General features: G+C 66.6%; 11 protein-coding genes. 7 read left to right on the top strand and 4 right to left on the bottom strand.

Features of this window, described 5'->3' with window-relative positions:
* Positions 1-12 precede the first annotated feature (12 nt).
* The 7 genes from bcsZ to ODI_RS13190 all read left to right on the top strand — a co-directional run bounded on the left by bcsZ (position 13) and on the right by ODI_RS13190 (position 10,346).
* On the top strand, positions 13-1,293 hold the full coding sequence (bcsZ, locus tag ODI_RS13160) for a cellulose synthase complex periplasmic endoglucanase BcsZ (RefSeq protein WP_082985206.1): 1,281 nt from the start codon (positions 13-15) through the stop codon (positions 1,291-1,293).
* Positions 1,269-5,546, top strand: coding sequence for a cellulose biosynthesis protein BcsC (locus ODI_RS13165; protein WP_067751077.1), 4,278 nt, complete (start codon positions 1,269-1,271; stop codon positions 5,544-5,546). Before bcsZ ends, ODI_RS13165 begins: the two co-directional genes overlap by 25 nt.
* Positions 5,547-5,597: 51 nt before the next feature.
* Positions 5,598-6,257: an SGNH/GDSL hydrolase family protein gene (locus tag ODI_RS13170; protein ID WP_067751079.1), complete on the top strand. Its 660-nt coding sequence runs from the start codon at positions 5,598-5,600 to the stop codon at positions 6,255-6,257.
* Between the two features lie 140 nt (positions 6,258-6,397).
* The gene (locus ODI_RS13175; RefSeq protein ID WP_331716296.1) at positions 6,398-7,054 is read left to right on the top strand and encodes an SGNH/GDSL hydrolase family protein; all 657 of its coding nucleotides are present in this window, start codon (positions 6,398-6,400) and stop codon (positions 7,052-7,054) included.
* The gene (locus ODI_RS13180; protein WP_067751083.1) at positions 7,051-7,725 is read left to right on the top strand and encodes a cell division protein FtsQ; all 675 of its coding nucleotides are present in this window, start codon (positions 7,051-7,053) and stop codon (positions 7,723-7,725) included. Before ODI_RS13175 ends, ODI_RS13180 begins: the two co-directional genes overlap by 4 nt.
* A gap of 51 nt (positions 7,726-7,776) precedes the next feature.
* Positions 7,777-9,189: an MBOAT family O-acyltransferase gene (locus tag ODI_RS13185; RefSeq protein ID WP_067751086.1), complete on the top strand. Its 1,413-nt coding sequence runs from the start codon at positions 7,777-7,779 to the stop codon at positions 9,187-9,189.
* Positions 9,189-10,346, top strand: a complete 1,158-nt coding sequence (locus ODI_RS13190; RefSeq protein ID WP_067751089.1) for an alginate O-acetyltransferase AlgX-related protein — start codon at positions 9,189-9,191, stop codon at positions 10,344-10,346. The genes ODI_RS13185 and ODI_RS13190 overlap by 1 nt, the downstream gene beginning before the upstream one ends.
* Positions 10,347-10,591: 245 nt before the next feature.
* Here the strand turns inward: ODI_RS13190 and ODI_RS13195 are convergent, their stop codons facing one another.
* The 4 genes from ODI_RS13195 to ODI_RS13210 all read right to left on the bottom strand — a co-directional run bounded on the left by ODI_RS13195 (position 10,592) and on the right by ODI_RS13210 (position 17,091).
* A complete protein-coding gene (locus ODI_RS13195; protein ID WP_067751092.1) occupies positions 10,592-13,306 on the bottom strand; it encodes an AAA domain-containing protein in 2,715 nt (904 codons plus the stop codon).
* Between the two features lie 443 nt (positions 13,307-13,749).
* Positions 13,750-14,577 (bottom strand): M48 family metallopeptidase, encoded by an 828-nt coding sequence (locus ODI_RS13200; protein WP_067751095.1) that lies wholly within the window; start codon positions 14,575-14,577, stop codon positions 13,750-13,752.
* A gap of 14 nt (positions 14,578-14,591) precedes the next feature.
* Positions 14,592-15,668, bottom strand: coding sequence for a chorismate synthase (gene aroC, locus ODI_RS13205; protein ID WP_067751098.1), 1,077 nt, complete (start codon positions 15,666-15,668; stop codon positions 14,592-14,594).
* A 58-nt stretch (positions 15,669-15,726) separates the two neighbouring features.
* Positions 15,727-17,091 (bottom strand): putative bifunctional diguanylate cyclase/phosphodiesterase, encoded by a 1,365-nt coding sequence (locus tag ODI_RS13210; protein ID WP_231968054.1) that lies wholly within the window; start codon positions 17,089-17,091, stop codon positions 15,727-15,729.
* Positions 17,092-17,187: the final 96 nt, after the last annotated feature.

Below are 17,187 nucleotides of genomic sequence, written 5' to 3' on the forward strand. Positions count from 1 at the left end.
AGGATGACTCCGATGACGCGCCAGCCCTCCTCGCTCACCGCCCGTCCGGCCCGCGCACGCGGTCCGCGGGCACACGCACGCGGGTGGATCGGCAGCGCCCTGCTGGCGGGCGCCGCCTGGCTGGGCCTGGGTCCCGCCCACGCCGCCGCGCAAGCCGCCCCTGACGCCCGCGCCTGCATCAGCGCGCCGTGGCAGTTGTGGGAAGACTTCCGCACGCATTTCGTGCAGCCGGACGGCCGCGTGCTGGACGCCAGCACGCCCAAGCTGCACAGTTCCTCGGAGAGCCAGTCCTACGCCATGTTCTTCGCCCTGGTGGCCAACGATCCCGAGCGCTTCGAACAGCTCTGGCGCTGGAGCGTGAACAACCTGGCGGGCGGCGACATGCGCCAGCGCCTGCCGGCCTGGATCTGGGGCAAGGACGAACAAGGCAAGTGGCGCGTGCTGGACCAGAACTCGGCCTCGGACGGCGACATGTGGTTCGTCTATGCGCTGGCCGAGGCCGCCCGCCTGTGGAATCGTCCGGACTACCTGGAAGACGCGCGCGCCCTGCTGGCGTTGGTGGAAACCAGGGAAATCGCGCAATTGCCAGGCTTCGGGCCCATGCTGCTGCCGGGCGAAAACGGCTTTGTCCAGGACGGCGGCGTCTGGCTGCTGAATCCCAGCTACCTGCCCATCCCGATCATGCGCCGGCTGGCGGCGCTGTCGCCGCAAGGCCCCTGGAGCGAGATCGCCACCGGCACCGCCGCCTTGCTGGAGGCCGGCAGCCCGCACGGCCTGGCCACCGACTGGCTGGCCTATCGGGGCTGGACGCAGGAAGGCAAGCCGCAAGGCGCGTTTTCCACCCTGCCCGAGAAGCTCGACATCGGCAGCTACGATGCCATCCGCACCTATCTGTGGTCGGGCATGACGGCACCGTCGGACCCCCTGGCCAAGCGGGTGAACGCGGCCCTGCGCGGCATGCTGGGCGCCGTGCGCCGACACGGCGGCCCGCCTGAATTCATCTATGCGCTGTCAGGCGGCACCCGCGGCCTGGGGCCTTTCGGCTTCTCGGCGGCCGTGCTGCCCTATCTGCGTGCCAACGGCGCCACGGAAGACGCCGACCACGCCCGTGCGCGTGCCGAGGAAGGCGTGCGCCAGAGCCTGTCGCAGGCCGCCACGCAAGCCCCCCCCTATTATGATTTCATGCTCAGCCTGTTCGGCCTGGGCTGGGATCAGCAACGATATCGCTATGACGGCGCTGGCCGTTTGCAACCATCCTGGGAGAATTCATGTCCAAACGCCGCCACACGCTAGCAGCCGGTCTGCTATTGGCGCTGGTCCAGCATGCGGGCTGGGCACAGGACGAGCCCACCCGGCTGCTCAGCCAGCAGGGCCAGTATTGGCAGGAGCGCGGCGACAACGACCGCGCCGGCCAGGCCTGGGGCAAGCTGCTGAACATCGACCCTGCCAACCAGGAAGCGCTGTACGGGCTCGCCTTCATCGAGATCCGTGAGAAGCGCCTGGGCGAGGCCCAGAAGTACCTGGACAAGCTGCGCGGCATTTCGCCCAATGGCCGCTACACCCGCCAACTGCAGCAGGACCTGCAACTGGCCCGTCCCGCCAACGCCAAGGAACTGGAAACCGCGCGCCTGCTGGCCGAATCCAGCGAACTGGACAAGGCCATGCCGCATTACCGCAAGGCCTTCGAAGGACTGGAGCCCATGGGCGACGTGGGCCTCGAATACTACGGCCGCCTGGGCTATACCGACGGCGGCTGGGACACGGCGCGCCGCGGCCTGGAGCGCCTGCTGCAGGACCGCCCCGGCAACCCGACCATCCAGCTGGTGCTGGCCAAGCTGCTCATCCTGAACCAGGGCGCTTGGCGCGACGGCATCCAGCGCCTGTCCAAGCTGGCCCAACGCGCCGACGTCGGCGGCGAAGCCACCGAGAGCTGGCGCCTGGGCCTGCTGTGGCGCGGCGTGCCCGGCCCGGCCGAGCGCGAGCTGTACACCGCCTACCTGAAAGTGCACCCCACGGACGACGAAGTCCGCAAGCTGTACAACGGCATCGGCCAGGCCATGGCTGCCCAGCGCGGCCCCGCCCGCGACCCCATCCTGGCCCGCGGCTTCGCCGCGCTGGACAAGGAAGACCTGCAAACCGCCGAAGCCGCCTTCCGCGAGAAACTGGCCAAGACGCCCGATGACGCCGACGCGCTGGGCGGCCTGGGCCTGGTGCGCATGCAGCAGGAGAACCTGCCCGAAGCACACGACCTGCTCACCCGCGCCGCCCGCCGCAACGCCAGATCCTGGACGCCCTCGCTGAACATCGCGCGCTATTGGATCCTCGTGAACGAAGCCAGCAAGGCCCAGGCCGCCGGCAACATGGCCGCGGCCCGTGATCTGTCGCAGCGTGCCATCAAGCTCAACGCCAGCCAGGCCGGCGCCTACAACACGCTGGCCGCCATCGATGCCGAGGAAGGCAAGCTGCCCGAGGCCGAAAAGCGCTATCGCCAGGTGCTGGCCAAGCATCGCAACAACCCGCAGGCCCTGGAAGGCCTGGTGGGTGTGCTGGCCCGCCAGGGCCGGCTGGCCGAAGCCCAGCAATCGCTGGACCAGTTGATGGCAGGCAAGCCCGACCCCAAGCTGGATCTCGGCAAGCTGCGCGCGGCCATCGCCTCGGGACAGGCCAAGGCCGCGCTGGACGCCGGCAACACCGACGCGGCGCGCGCGGCACTAGAAAGCGCCCTGCGCGAAGACCCGCAGAATCCGTGGATCCGCTACGAACTGGCGCGCGTCTACCTGGACCTCGGCCTGACCGAGGAAGCGCGCGGCATCCGCGACGGTCTGCTCATCTCGCATCCCGACACCCCCAGCGCGCTGTACGCCAGCGCCATGCTGGCTGGCGAGATGGGCGACTGGGAGCAGGCCGACCAGACCATGCAGCGCATCCCGCCACAATCGCGCACCGCCTACATGGATGCCTTCGGCCGTGACGTGTGGGTCAATGCGCAGGCCGCGAACGCCACGCGCCTGGCCGAAGCCGGCCGCAGCGCCGACGCCCGCGCACTGCTGGGCCAGCTGGAAGGCGAAGCCGCCGGCAAGCCCGCGCTGCTGGGCGCCATCGCGTCGGCCTATGTCGACGCCGGCGAGCCCGCACGCGGCATGGCGCTGATGCGCCCGCACGTGTCGCGCGACCAGCGTCCGCAGCCGGACGTGCTGCTGCCTTATGCCGGGCTGCTGCTCAAGACCAGGCAGGACGTGGAATTCGCCAGCGTGATGCGCGACCTGCACGGCCGCAAGCTGACCGTGGGCGAGCAACGCAGTTACAACAACCTGCAGTTCCTCTATACCGTGCGCCAGGCCGACGTGCTGCGCGAGCGCGGCGACCTGGTGGCGGCCTACGACACGCTGGCACCGGCGCTTGCCGCCCGTCCGCAGGACCCCCTGGCGCTGTCGGCCCTGGCCCGCATGTATTCGGATGGCGGCGACAACAAGAAGGCGCTGGAGATCTACCAGCACCTGGTCGCCAAGGACCCGGACAACGCGCAATGGCACCTGGGCGCGGCCATGGCCGCCACCCAGCTGGGCCAGAACCGCTACGCCGACTCCGCCCTGGACAATGCCGTGGCGCTGGCGCCTGACAACGCCGAGGTGCTGCTGACCGCGGCCCGCATGTACCGCCAGCGCGGCCGCAGCGGCAAGGCCGCGGAGCTGCTGCAGTCCGCACTGGCCGCGCAGGAGCGCAGCCGCCAGCCCACGCAGGTTGCCGCCGCGCCCGGCAGCGCACCGCGTGCGGTGAACCCCTTCATCGGCCTGCCCGGCCAGCGCCAGAGCGGCCTGCAGCCCGAAGCCCTGGCCGAGACCCGCGGCGCCGCCTCGCCCTTCGTGCCGGCGCAAGCCCGCGTGGTGCAGCCGCCCGCCATCGCCCATGGCAGCCAGGCCCCCTTTCCGCCGCTGTCGCAACGCGTGGAAGCCCAGGCATCCAGCAACCAGCGCCTGACGCCCTATGCCGCCGCGCCGGCGCCTGCCGTCGCGCAGTCCTCGGCCTTGCCGGTCCCTGACGCGCCGCAGCCGGCCCCGTCGCGCGCGTCGGCCGGCGTCGCCGCCCCGGCCGCCGTGGCCACGATTCCCGCCCTGACGGCGGCCACCGCCACGCGCGCGCAACCGGTACAGCCGACGCGCGAGCCTGCCCCGGTGTACAGCCAGAGCCCTGATGGCTCGCCGGCGCCCGTGCAGCAGGCGGCGCCCGCACCGGTCCCTGCCGTCCCCGCCTACGGGCAGCCGGCCACGCAGACGGCTTATGCCCAGCCGCCGATGGCCGGTCCCACGGCGGAAGACCCGCGCCTGGCCGAGATCCGCAGCGAGCTCGACGACGTCATGCAGGACCGCAGCGCCGAAGCCCGCGTGGGCGTCACTGTCCGCAGCAACAACGGCCAGGACGGCACCAGCAAGCTGACCAGCGTCGAGACGCCCGTGGAATTCCGCTTCCCTGTCGGCGACGGCAAGGTCGTGCTGAACGCCACGCACGTCTCGCTGAATGCGGGCCGGCTGGGCGATGACTACGCCGCGCGCAGCCAGTTCGGCGCCGGCCCGCAAGCCGCGCTGAACGACGCCAACGGCGTGCCCACGGGCAGTGTCGGCAGGCAGCGCGATTCGGGCGTGGGCCTGTCGGCCGCCTATGAAATGCGCGGCATCCGCGCCGACATCGGCACGACGCCGCTGGGCTTCGAACGCACGAACATCGTCGGCGGCGTGGAACTGAGCGGCCTCTTCCCTGGCAGCCAGACCTACTGGTACGGCGTGGACGTGTCGCGCCGCGCCATGACCGACAGCGTGCTCTCCTTCGCCGGCACGCGCGACGACCGCAGCGGCCTGCGCTGGGGTGGCGTCACCGCCACCGGCGTGCAACTGCAGGCCGGCGCCGACTACCAGTCCCACGGCGTCTACGGTTCGGCCTCGTGGCATTCGCTGAACGGCCAGAACACCAGGTCGAACCATCGCACCGAAGTCGCCGGCGGCGTCTACCGCCACCTCATCCGCGAGGAAGACAGGCTGCTGACGGCCGGCCTGCATGCCTCGGCCACGTTCTACGGCAACAACCAGCGCTTCTTCACCTATGGCCATGGTGGCTACTTCAGCCCGCAGAGCATGTACTACCTGGGCGTGCCGGTGACCTGGGCGCAACGCAACGACCGCCTCACCTACAAGCTGCAGGGATCGGTGGGCGTGCAGCGCTTCAAGGAAGACGACGCCGACTATTTCCCGACCGACGCATCCATGCAGCAGCAGGCCGACCTGGCCATGGCCCAGGCCAGGGCGCAGGGACTGGAGTTCAACAACGGTCCGCGCTACTCGGGCCAGCGCAGCACGGGCTTCGGCTACAACCTTGCCGCCGCCGCCGAGTATCAGATGGCTCCCAACTGGTTCATCGGCGCCAACGCCGGCATGGACAACGCCAAGGACTATCGCCAGTGGCAAGGCGGCCTGACCCTGCGCTACACGCTGTACCCCATGAGCCGCCAGATGGCGCTGCCCGTGGTCCCGTTCCAATCGCCTTACCAGAAGTGATGGGCCGCATGCTGTCCACCGCCCACGTCTTTACCGTCTAGGAGCTTTACGGTGGTTACCTCGATTCTTGCCGGCCTGTCGATCCTCGTGATCGGCGACAGCCATCTGACCTCCAATTACCTGATCACGACGCTGCACGACAACCTGAGCGCCCAGGGCGCCCACGTCCACACCATCGGCGTGTGCGGCGCCAACGCGGGCGATTGGCTGAAAGTCACGCCCGGGACCTGCGGCGGCGCCGAGCGCATCGGCAAGGGCAAGATCGTTCCCGCCGGCAGCGCGGCCAAGACCACCCCCATCACGCAGCTGCTGCAGAAAGACAAGCCCGATCTCGTCGTGATCGTCATGGGCGACACCATGGCGGGCTACACCACCCCGCAATTCCCCAAGACCTGGATCTGGCAGCAGGTGACCAGCCTGACCAAGGAAATCGGCAAATCGCAGACGGCCTGCGTCTGGGTCGGTCCGGCCTGGGGCAGCGAAGGCGGCAAATACAACAAGACCTTCCCGCGCGTGAAGATGATGTCGAGCTTCCTGTCCTCGAACGTCGCGCCTTGCGGATACATCGATTCGCTGAAGTTCTCCAAGCCCGGCGAATGGACCACCACCGACGGCCAGCACTTCACCGCCAGCGGCTACAAGACCTGGGGCGACGCCATCGCCAAGCAGATCCTGGTGACGCCGGAGGTCAAGGCCATCAAGAAGAAATAAGCCCGATCAGCGTTGACGAAAGAAGCAGCCAGCCCGACCCGACCTGATTTCCAGCCATTCCGGGCGGTCCTCGCGCGCATGCCAGCAATCGGCGGCGCGCGATGCCGCGCGTATCCACCCGCATTCAAAAGGAGTTGACCGTGTCCGCCTCTGCCCTCGCAGGCCTTGCGCTACTTGTCATCGGCGAAAGCCACATGAGTCTTTCCGGGCAGTTGATCGATACGCTGCACGACGACCTGACGCGCCGCGGCGCGGTCGTCACCTCCATCGGCGCATGCGGCGCCAGCGCGGAGGAGTGGCTGAAGACGGTGTCCAAGGGCTGCGGGGCCGAACGCATCGGCAAGGGCAAGGCCGTCATCAAGGGGCGCGACACCAAGACCACGCCCATCGACCAGTTGATCACCAAGACCAAGCCCGACGTGGTCGTGGTCATCATCGGCGACACCATGGCGTCCTATGACAAGCCCGTGTTCCCGCGCACCTGGGCCTGGCAAGGCATCACCGGCCTGACCAAGGCCATCGCCGCCACCGGCAAGGCCTGCATCTGGGTCGGCCCGCCCTACGGCACGCCTGGCGGCCAGTATCAAAAGACCGACGCGCGCGTGCAGCAGATGTCGAAGTTCCTGGCCACCAATGTCGCGCCTTGCGAGTACATCGACTCGACCACGTTCTCCAAGCCCGGCGAATGGGCCACCATCGACGGACAGCACTTCAACCGCTCGGGCTACAAGGCCTGGGGCGACGCCATCGGCCGCGCCATCGCGGACTCTTCCACCGCCAAGAAGGTCAAGAAATGAAGACACCCCTGATCCGCGCCGCACTCGCCCTGTCGCTGGGTGCCCTGTCGCTGGGCACGGCTGCCGCTGCCCAGATCGAACTGTATGAAACCGGCCCGGCCGAAGACTCTTCCTTCCTGCGCTTCGTGAACGGCGGCACGCAGGGCCTGGAAGTGGGCGCCAGCGGCTCGAAGGCCAAGCTGGCGCTGGACGCCGCCAAGCCTGCCTCCGACTTCATGCCCGTGAAGGCCGAGGCGGACATCCGTGGCACGCTGTCGCGCGGCGGCAAGGAAGCCCCGGTGGCGCTCAAGGTGGCGCCCGGCCAGTTCGCCACCGTCATCGCGCTGGGCGAAGACGCCCCCACCGCCGAGATCCTGCGCGAGGAACCCGACGACTTCAACGCGCTGAAGGCCTCGCTGGGCTTCTACGTGGTGGATGCCGCCTGCAAGGACGCCGGCCTGCAGGCCATGCCGCGCCAGGTCGCCATCTTCGAGAAGGCCGCCGATCGCAGCGTGCAACGCCGCCAGATCAATCCCGTCGCGCTGACCGTGCAGCTCACCTGCGGCGGCACGGCCACGGGCGAACCGCTGTCGCTGGGCACGCTGGAAGCCGGTGAGCGCTACACCGTCTTCGTGGTGCCCGGCCCCAAGGGCTCGCGCATCTTCCAAGCCGTCGATTCCCTGGCGCGCTGATCCCGCGGGCGCCCCGGCGCCCGTGCCCCTCCCTTTCGCCCGTCCGCCATCATGGTCTTCGCCTCGCTGGAATTCCTGACGCTCTTCCTGCCAGGTTTCCTGTTCTTCTACGCCCTGTCGCCCGTGCGGGCGCGCAATGCCGTGTTGATGGTGGGCAGCTGGATCTTCTACGGCTGGTGGAGCCCCTACTTCCTGGTCCTGCTCATCCTGCTGACCACGGTCGCCTGGCTGGGCGGCATGGGCATCGAGCGCCTGGCCGCGCAACCGCGCGGGCGCCGCGCGCTGCTGGTCCTGCTCATCGTCATCAATGCCGGCATCCTGTGCTGGTACAAATACATCAACCTGGCGGTGGATATCCTGAGCCAGGGCCTGGTCTCGGCGGGCGCCCTGCCCATTGAGTGGCAGCGCGTGGCGCTGCCTGCCGGCCTGTCCTTCGTGGTGCTGCAGGCCATCTCCTATCTGGTCGACGTCTATCGCGGCACGGTCACCGCGCAGCGCAGCTTCATCGACTACGCCGCCTATAAGGCCATGTTCGGCCAGCTGATCGCCGGTCCGATCATCCGCTATGACTGGGTCGCCAAGGAGATCTCCCACCGCAGCTTCACGCGCGAAGGCTTCGCGCTGGGCTCGCGCCGCTTCATGGTCGGCATGAGCATGAAGGTGCTGATCGCCGACACGCTCTCGCCCATCGTCGACATCGCCTTCAAGCTGCCCGACCCGACGCTGGCCGATGCCTGGCTGGGCTGCGCGGCCTACACGCTGCAGCTCTTCTTCGACTTCGCGGGCTACAGCGCCATGGCCATCGGCCTGGGCAACATGCTGGGCTTCCACTTCCCGGAAAACTTCAACCACCCCTATCTGGCGCGCAGCATCCAGGACTTCTGGCGCCGCTGGCACCTGTCGCTGTCGACCTGGATCCGCGACTATCTCTACATCCCCATGGGCGGCAACCGCCTGGGGGTGTGGAAGACCTATCGCAACCTGCTCATCACCATGGGCATCGCCGGTCTCTGGCACGGCAGCGACAGCTGGAACTTCCTGCTGTGGGGGCTGGCGCACGGCCTGGCGCTGGCCGTGGCGCGCGCCTGGGGCGAGGCCGGCTGGAAGCCGCCCCCCGAGTGGCTGTCGCGCGTGCTGACGCTGCTGTTCGTGATGCTGGCCTGGACGCTGTTCCGCGCCATCACGCTGGAAGAAGCCGCGAACATGTATCGTGGCCAGTTCGGCCTGAACGGCATGCCGCTGGGGGATGCGCTGACGCTCGCGCTGCGTCCCGCCCACTACCTGGCCGCTGCGCTGGGCCTGGTCTGCGTCGTCTTTCCCATCTGGCAGCCGTGGGCCGCGCGCCTGCGCCTGCCGGGCGCGGTGCTTTACCTGGCCGGCCTGTGGCCGCTTGCCGGTTTCCTGCTGTCGTTCAGCCTGATCGCCAGCCGTGGCGCGGTACCTTTCCTGTACTTTCAATTCTGATGCGCGACGACCTCCCTCCCTCGACGGCGAAACCGCCGCAACAGAAGCCCAGCTGGCTGGCCCGGCTGGTCAGCCCCTTCGCCGGCTACAGCCTGCTGGCCTTCATGATCGCGGGCCTAGCGTCCAACGGCTATGCCGTGCTGGCCGAGGATCGCGCACTGCTGCCCGAGGACCGGAGCTGGGCCGCCTTCGTGGACGGCAAGCTCACCCGCGGCATCGCCGACAACCTGGCCGGCACGCCCCTGCCCAAGGCCTTTGCCGACGTACAGCGTGGCGCGGGCTGGTTGTTGATGAACGACCTGGGCGACCGCGTGCGCCAAGGCTGCCCGGGCTGGCTGTTCCTGGCCGAGGAGCTGGCCATTCATCCCGGCCGGGAGCAGAACGCCGCGGCCCGCGCCAAGACCGTCCTGGCGGTGCAGAAGAGGCTGGAAGCGCGCGGCATCGCGCTGGTGGTGGCCGTGGTGCCGGACAAGAGCCGCATCGAGCATGAACGCCTGTGCGGCCTGCAGCGCTCGGCCCTGCTGGGCACGCGGGCGGCGGACTGGACCGCGAGCCTGGCGGCCGCGGGCGTGCCCGCCATCGACCTGGCCACGCCCATGGCGGCCTTGGCGCGGCAAGGCGAGCCCTTCCTGCGCACCGACACGCACTGGACCGAAGCCGGCGCCCAGGCCTCGGCCCGCTACGTGGCCGAGCAGTTGCGCGCGCTGTCGCTGGCGCCTTCGCCCGACCAGACCTACACCATCGAGCAGGGCGAGCCTGCCTGGCGCCCGGGCGACCTGGTGCGCCTGGCCGGCCTGGACTGGCTGCCACGCACGCTGCAGCCCGAGGCCGAGCAGGCGCGCGCCAGCACCATCACGGCAGCCGCCGCGGCCGAAGGCGCAACCGACGACGATCTCTTCGGCGACGCCAAGCTGCCGCGCGTCACCGTGATGGGCTCGTCGTTCTCGCGCACCTCGAACTTCGTGCCTTTCCTGGCCGATGCACTGGGCACCGACGTGGCCAACTTCGGCCGCGACGGCGGCAAGTTCGCCGGCGGCCCGAATGCCTATTTCGCCAGCCCGGCGTTCAAGCAGACGCCCCCGCGCCTGATCGTGTGGGAGATTCCGGAGCGTGACCTGCAGTCGCCCGTCACGGGGGAGACCTTGAATCTGCCTTGAAAACCCGGCCATTGCCAAGAGACTGGCGTGTTGAAGACGTCCCCACACCGTACGCTCGGCTTGATTGACCTGAAAAGGAGACCGCTTTCTTGCCTTGAGATACTTCAACCACGAAACGCCAAGACGCTCAACTGTGGCTGGCCGTCCTTGAGCGCCATATGAACTGGCGGCAGCAACCGTGGGTTAGCGCAGTAGCTGAATCCGGACGACATTGCGCAGGCGTGGTCGAGCCGGGGCGCGTAGGTTTATGCGTCGGGTGCTGGGCTGGCCCACTGCGCGATGAACTCGCCAATCCGCTCCGCGATGCGGCTCTCGACCGTACGCAGACGCAGGATGGGGATCTCGACCTTAGCCAGGATGCCGTTCTTGACGCCATCCCTCTCGATCTGGTCGGGCCGGTCGTGGGAGCCGCCATCGACCTCGATCACGCCGACCGGGGTCTTGCCAACCTTGAAATAAATGACGAAGTCACAACTAGCACGTGCCATGAAAGCCCGCTCGCGCGGCGTCCACTCCGTATTGCTCGGCGAGGCAAGCTGATCCAGCTTGACTTGGTCATGGACTATCAAGCCTTGGCACGACGGATCGGCCAGCGCCTCGCGCAACAGCTGCGCCACGATTTGCTCGGATTTGTAGCGCGAATCCTCTGGCCGCAAGCGGGCATCCAGGCGTGCCAGAGATTGGTCAAACTCGCGATACAGCAGGTCGAAAGCTGACACCACGGGCGCACGCACGACCTGATCGTCCGGTGCGTAATAGGTGATGTAGCGCATCAGCGCCGCGATGTGGCGATTGTGCTCGGTGAACACCTCATCCCCCGTCACCAGAGTGAAGCAGCGCTTGGCCCGCGACACCGCCACATTGATCATACGCGGGTCATCGACGAACGCCAGGCGTTGGGGAGTCTGGTTGTAGCGTTTCCTGTCCAGCACGGTGGAGAAAACGATCTCGTCGCACTCCCGGCCCTGGAACTTGTGTACTGTGTCCTTGACGAAATCCACCGGCAGGTGCGTTCCGGAGAGGTCGACTTGGTTTCTGAACGGAGCAATAAAGCCACGCCCGTCGCGATCGATCCCGACGGGATCGCCCTCGGCCTCGAGCACTTTGAGCAGGGAATCCAGTTCGCGCTGGTTGGTGTTCTGGCGAGCGTGATTTCCCTTGGCCGTGATCACCAGCCGCATCGGATTTTCGCCCTTGTCCTCGGTCATCGGCACTAGAGCATTGTCGTAGAACTGCTGGTTACAGAACTGGATGATCCGGGGATGGCAACGGTAATGCTCTTTCAGCAGCGTCCTGGGCAACGTTTCCTGAAATACGCCGATGCACGAGTCGAGCAGGCTGTAGCGCTCGCAATCGTAGGCCTCGGCTGGTGCCGGCACTCCCAGTGTCACGGGAATATGCGCCAACTGACGGTTATCGCCGACGACAATCAGATTCTTGGCACAGCCCAGCGGCAAAATTCCCGGCACGATGTCTTGCAACGAGGCCTCGTCGATGATTACGTAATCGAGGATCGTCCCTGGCGCGAGCGAGTTGACAATGGAGTGCGTGCTACTGCCCAGGATCGGGAAGCGCTGCAAAAAGGCGTCGAACTGCTTCTTGTAATTCTCGGCATCGAAGCGCTCCGATGGTCGGGGCAGCTTTTGCAAGTGCTGCTTCAGATGGCGCATCGACGCCAGCTTCAACTCATCCAGCAAGGCCTCAAAATGTCCGAGCGCCAGCGATTCGCGGCACGCTTTCAGCGCCACTTCCTTGTCGCGCAGCGCCTTGTCGTAGAAGTGCATCTGCAACGCATGGAACACCGCCAGCCGAGCATCGCCCTGGGCAAATGGTTTGGCCCGAAAGATCCTAAAATTAAACAGCAGTTCGACGCGATCCTTGAGGCGGATTCGCTGCTCGCCTAGATGCGCCAAGTAGGCCATCAGGTCCGCCGTCTTACCTGGAGTCAGCCCGTACTTGTCCAGCGAGACGGTGGCCGGCACCCTGCAATCTGTCTGCCACTGTTGCAAGTAGCGCCGCTCGATAACCAGTTCATCCAGTTCGACCTGCAATTGAGCTGCCCGGTTGCGGTCGTACAATTGCTGCTTCAAGCGCGCCAACGTGGCCTGAATATCCCCAAGGGTCGGCGCCGGTTCGGGTTCGGCTTCGCTGGCTGGCCATGATGGCAGCTCGTCGAAAAAATCCTGGCGATTGTCCTTTTTGCCGAGCTTGGCAACTAGATAACCCAGGCCGCATTTCTCCAGTTTCTCGTAGACGTTTTCCACCGCCGCATTGTTGTTGGACAGCACCGCCACCGTCTGCCCGCGCAGCAGGATATTGGCGAGGATATTCAGAATGGTCTGAGTCTTGCCGGTGCCCGGCGGGCCTTCGATCACACTGACCTGGGCGCGGAAGGCCTGCTCCACCGCCGTAAGCTGGCTCTCGTTCAGTCCGAACGGGTAGATCAGCCCCTGGCCCGGCACCAGCGTGCCGTTGCGCCCGAGACAGTATGCCTGCAAGGCGGTGTCAGCACTGGCGGGCAGTTTGTCCAGTTGGCGCACGACATTGGCGAACATATTCCGGTCGCTCTGTAATTTCGCCCGCGCCTGTCGCGCTTTAGCCACTGAAGCGAAATAATGAAAGACCGGTGCGTCCTTCATCGCTGTGGGTGCGGCGAAACCGATGTCGACCATCTTGAAGAGATAGGGCTTTTTGCTGTCCAGATAGTGCACGACAGCATATCTTTCGCCGTAGATTTTGGCCTTGGCAATAGGTGTGATGATCGCGCTACCAGGCTTGGTCAGCAACATGTCGCCAAGTTCGCGAGTGGGCGAGATCACACAATCGTCGAGTGCGTGCACTGCCCGTATCTTATTAAAGTAGGTGCAAGTCAGTTGCAGGCCTTCTTGCTTATCGTTCCGGATCGCCCACTTAGCGATATCTGCGGTCTTATCCTCTCCACCTATCTGAATCGAAACCATACATCCCTTATCCGTGTGCATGCGGCAGCTATCTACAGCGTTGATTTTTACGCGAGCGGCATTACCTGTCTACCTTGACGGCTTCGTCAGTTCACAACATGAGCATGCCACCCATCGCCGACGCTTACGTGTCCGGCCAAGCGCTGCACCACTGCCAGTCTTTCTCGTCAAGCATCAGATAATGTTTTGCTGCCACAGACATCTCCCTTCTCATGCTGTTGCCTTCACAGAGCGGGATGTGCGGCATGGGAGCTACATGAGGGAAAGTCGGGTCAAGTTTCGGAAAGCACCGATATGTGTTGATCTCACCAAAGTGATTAATGAATTTGCTGTACCCAGCTTGCGTAGTCCAGTGAATTGCAGCACTGAAGTCATCGTGAAATAAAAAAAGCCGCCGCGAGGAATCGCGGCGGCTCTTTTAACAGGATATTGCCGACCCGGATTTATTTCTTGATCGCAGCCTCGTACAGCGGCATCACCTGTGCCGACGCCTGCTGCAGCTCGTTGATCCGCGTCTCGGCTGACGGGTGGGTCGACATGAACTCGGGCGGCGCCTTGCCGCCTGCCGCCGCGCCCATCTTCTGCCACAACGTCACCGCCGCCCGCGGGTCGTAGCCCGCGCGCGCGGCCAGTTCCACGCCCATGCGGTCGGCCTCGGTTTCGTGGGTGCGGCTGTTGGGCAGCGTGAACATCACGTTGCTGAGCTGTCCGCCCAGGTCCGACGCGGCGCTGGAGCCGGTGGCAATCGCCAGCACCGACAGGCCGATGTTCGTCACCATCTGCTGCGACACGCGCTCGCGGGCATGCTCGCGCAACGCGTGCGCCATTTCGTGGCCCATGATGGCTGCCAGCTCGGCATCGGTCGGCTTGATCTGGTTGACGAGGCCCGTATAGACGGCCATCTTGCCGCCGGGCATGCACCAGGCGTTGACCTCATCCACGCTCAGCACATGGACTTCCCAGTCCCAGCTGGCGGCATCGGGGCGGAACACACCCACCTGGGCCACCAGGCGCTTGGTGATGGCGTTGACGCGCGCCACCAGGTTGGCATCGCGATCCAGCGCCTTCTGCTTGCGCGCCTCGTCGATGATCTGCGAATACTGTTGCCCCGCCTCCTGCACCAGTTGCGCCTCGGGCACCATGCTGGACATGTATTGCGTGCGGTTCACGCCGATGCTGCCCGACTGGGTGGTGTTCACGCCGGCGCAGCCGCTCAGCACGGCCACGGCGGCCAGCGCCGCGGCGCCCAGCATGCGAGAGAAAAGGGACATGTTGCTTCCTTCGATCAGGGACGTTCGGAGACATCGAGACACTGCGAGCGCCAGCGCAAGGCGTGGTCGATCAGCACCAGAGCCAGCAGGGACTCGGCGATGGGCGTGGCGCGGATGCCCACGCAGGGGTCGTGCCGGCCCAGCGTCTGGACCATGACGGGGTTGCCCGCGCGGTCGATCGAGCGGCGTTCGACACGGATGCTGGAAGTCGGCTTGATGGCCAGCGACACCGTCACGGCCTGGCCGGACGAGATGCCGCCCAGCACGCCGCCGGCGTTGTTGGACAGGAAGCCTTCCGGCGTGATCTCGTCGCCGTGCTCGGAGCCGCGCTGCGCGATGGACTCGAAACCCGCGCCGATGGAGACGCCCTTGACGGCATTCAGGCCCATCATGGCGTGCGCGATATCGGCATCCAGCCGGTCATAGAGCGGCTCGCCCCAACCCGCGGGCACGCCCTCGGCGATCACCTCGATGCGCGCCCCGATCGAATCGCCGTCGCGGCGCAGCGCGTCCATGTAGGTCTCGAGCTCGGGCACGATGGCCGCGTCCGGCGCATAGAAAGGATTCTCCGGCACGTGCGCCCAGGACGTGAAGGGAATGCGGATGTCGCCCAGCTGGCTCATGTAGCCGCGCACCTGCACGCCATGCTGTTCGCGCAGCCACTTCTTGGCGATGGCGCCCGCCGCCACGGTGGGCGCCGTCAGGCGCGCCGACGACCGGCCGCCGCCGCGCGGGTCGCGCACGCCGTAGCGCGACCAGTAGGCGTAGTCGGCATGGCCGGGACGGAACGTGTCGGTGATGTTGCTGTAGTCCTTGCTGCGCGCATCGGTGTTGCGGATCAGCAGCCCGATGGGCGTGCCCGTCGTGACGCCCTCATAGACGCCGGACAGGATCTCGACCTGGTCGGCCTCCTGGCGTTGCGTGACGTGGCGCGAGGTGCCGGGCCGGCGGCGGTCCAGCTCGACCTGGATGTCTTCGGCCGACAGGGCCAGCCCCGGGGGGCAGCCATCCACGACACAGCCGATGGCCGGCCCATGGGATTCGCCGAAGTTCGTGACGCAGAAGAGCTTGCCTAGAGTATTGCCGGACATGGAATCGCAGGATGAGGCCGGACGGCACGCGCCCGGCAGGGGAATCGGAGAATGGGGATTATTGCACCGCCTGGGCCTCGGCGGCCAAGAGATCGATTTTGTGGGCGGGCATGGGACGGCCCAGCAGGTAGCCCTGCATCGCCTCGCAGCCCTGGTTTTCCAGGATACGGCGCTGCGCCTCGGTCTCGATGCCTTCCGCCACCACGGACAGCCCCAATGCGTGGCACATGGACAGCAGCGCCGCCACGACCTCGCGGCTGTTGCCATCGGACTCCAGCTCGGCGATGAACATGATGTCGAGCTTGAGCCAGTCGAAAGGCAGTTTGCGCAGGTGGGTCAGGCTGGAATACCCGGTGCCGAAATCATCCAGCGCCACGCTCACGCCGCCCGCCCGCAAGGTGTCCAGCATGCGGGCGTGGCGCTCGTAGTGGACGATGAGGATGGATTCGGTCACTTCCAGCACCAGGCGCCACGGCGCCAAGCCCGTGCGCGCCAGGATGGCGGCCACCCGCTCGGGCAGGTCGTCGTTCTGCATCTGGCAGACCGACAGGTTCACGTGCACCCGCCAGGGCACGGGCCAGCCGGCGGCCCGCCGGCACGCTTCTTCAAGCACCCAGTAGCCCAGCGGCACAATCAGGCCCGAACTCTCGGCAAGGCTGATGAACTCTCCCGGCGACACCAGTCCGCGCTCGGGATGACGCCAGCGCAGCAGCGCCTCGCAGCCGATGACGCGCAGGCTGCGGGTTTCACAGATCGGCTGGTAATCCAGGGAAAACTGGCTGAAGGACTCGTCGGCGACGGCATGGCGCAAGGCCTGCTCCAGCGCCTGGTGCTCGCCCTGGTAGGCCAGCATTTCCTGCTCGAACACCTGCCAGGCATTGCTGCCCCGGCTTTTCAGGTGGCGCATGCCCACATAGAGGTTGCGCTGCAGGACCTCCACGGTGGCCCCGTGCTGCCGGTACAGCACCATGCTCACGCCGAACGTGGCCAGCAACTGCTGGCCGACCAGCGCGTAGGGACTGGACAGGGTTTCGTGCAGGCGGGTGGCGAAGGCGCGGGCCTGGGATGTGCTGGCGCCCGGCAGGAACAACAGGAATTCGTCCTGCGAGCAGCGCGCGACGATGGCCTGCGGCCTGCCCTGGATGTGCAGCATCAGGCGCCCCGCTATCTGCTGCAGCAGCGCGTTGGCCTGATCCAGCTGCAAGAGCGAGCTGTACTCCGTGTAGTGATCCATGTTGATGAGCAGCATGGCGGCCTCGCTGGGCGGCGCGCCTTGCTCGTTCACCCACTTCCTGCAGCGGCGATGGAACTCGTCCGCGTTCAGGGTGCCGGTGACGGCATCATGGATCAGAACATCGTGGTAGGCGCGCAGCCGGCGGACGTACCACCAGGACAGCAGCGCCAGGACTACCGCGACGGACAACAAGAGCCATAAGGCGGGTAAATCAACCGTGCTCAAGGAACGCCCCGAATTCGTCGCTGGAACCAGGGTTTCCGGTTCCAACTGATCTCCCGGTGC

The organism is Orrella dioscoreae (assembly GCF_900089455.2).
Taxonomy (GTDB): Bacteria; Pseudomonadota; Gammaproteobacteria; order Burkholderiales; family Burkholderiaceae_B; genus Orrella; species Orrella dioscoreae.

What these genes read in the sequence shown, in the direction of transcription:
- bcsZ (WP_082985206.1), top strand. Translation starts at nt 13, where the DNA reads ATGACGCGCCAGCCCTCCTCGCTCACCGCCCGTCCGGCCCGCGCACGC.
- ODI_RS13165 (WP_067751077.1), top strand. Translation starts at nt 1,269, where the DNA reads ATGTCCAAACGCCGCCACACGCTAGCAGCCGGTCTGCTATTGGCGCTG.
- ODI_RS13180 (WP_067751083.1), top strand. Translation starts at nt 7,051, where the DNA reads ATGAAGACACCCCTGATCCGCGCCGCACTCGCCCTGTCGCTGGGTGCC.
- ODI_RS13185 (WP_067751086.1), top strand. Translation starts at nt 7,777, where the DNA reads ATGGTCTTCGCCTCGCTGGAATTCCTGACGCTCTTCCTGCCAGGTTTC.
- ODI_RS13190 (WP_067751089.1), top strand. Translation starts at nt 9,189, where the DNA reads ATGCGCGACGACCTCCCTCCCTCGACGGCGAAACCGCCGCAACAGAAG.
- ODI_RS13195 (WP_067751092.1), bottom strand. Translation starts at nt 13,306, where the DNA reads ATGGTTTCGATTCAGATAGGTGGAGAGGATAAGACCGCAGATATCGCT.
- ODI_RS13200 (WP_067751095.1), bottom strand. Translation starts at nt 14,577, where the DNA reads ATGTCCCTTTTCTCTCGCATGCTGGGCGCCGCGGCGCTGGCCGCCGTG.
- aroC (WP_067751098.1), bottom strand. Translation starts at nt 15,668, where the DNA reads ATGTCCGGCAATACTCTAGGCAAGCTCTTCTGCGTCACGAACTTCGGC.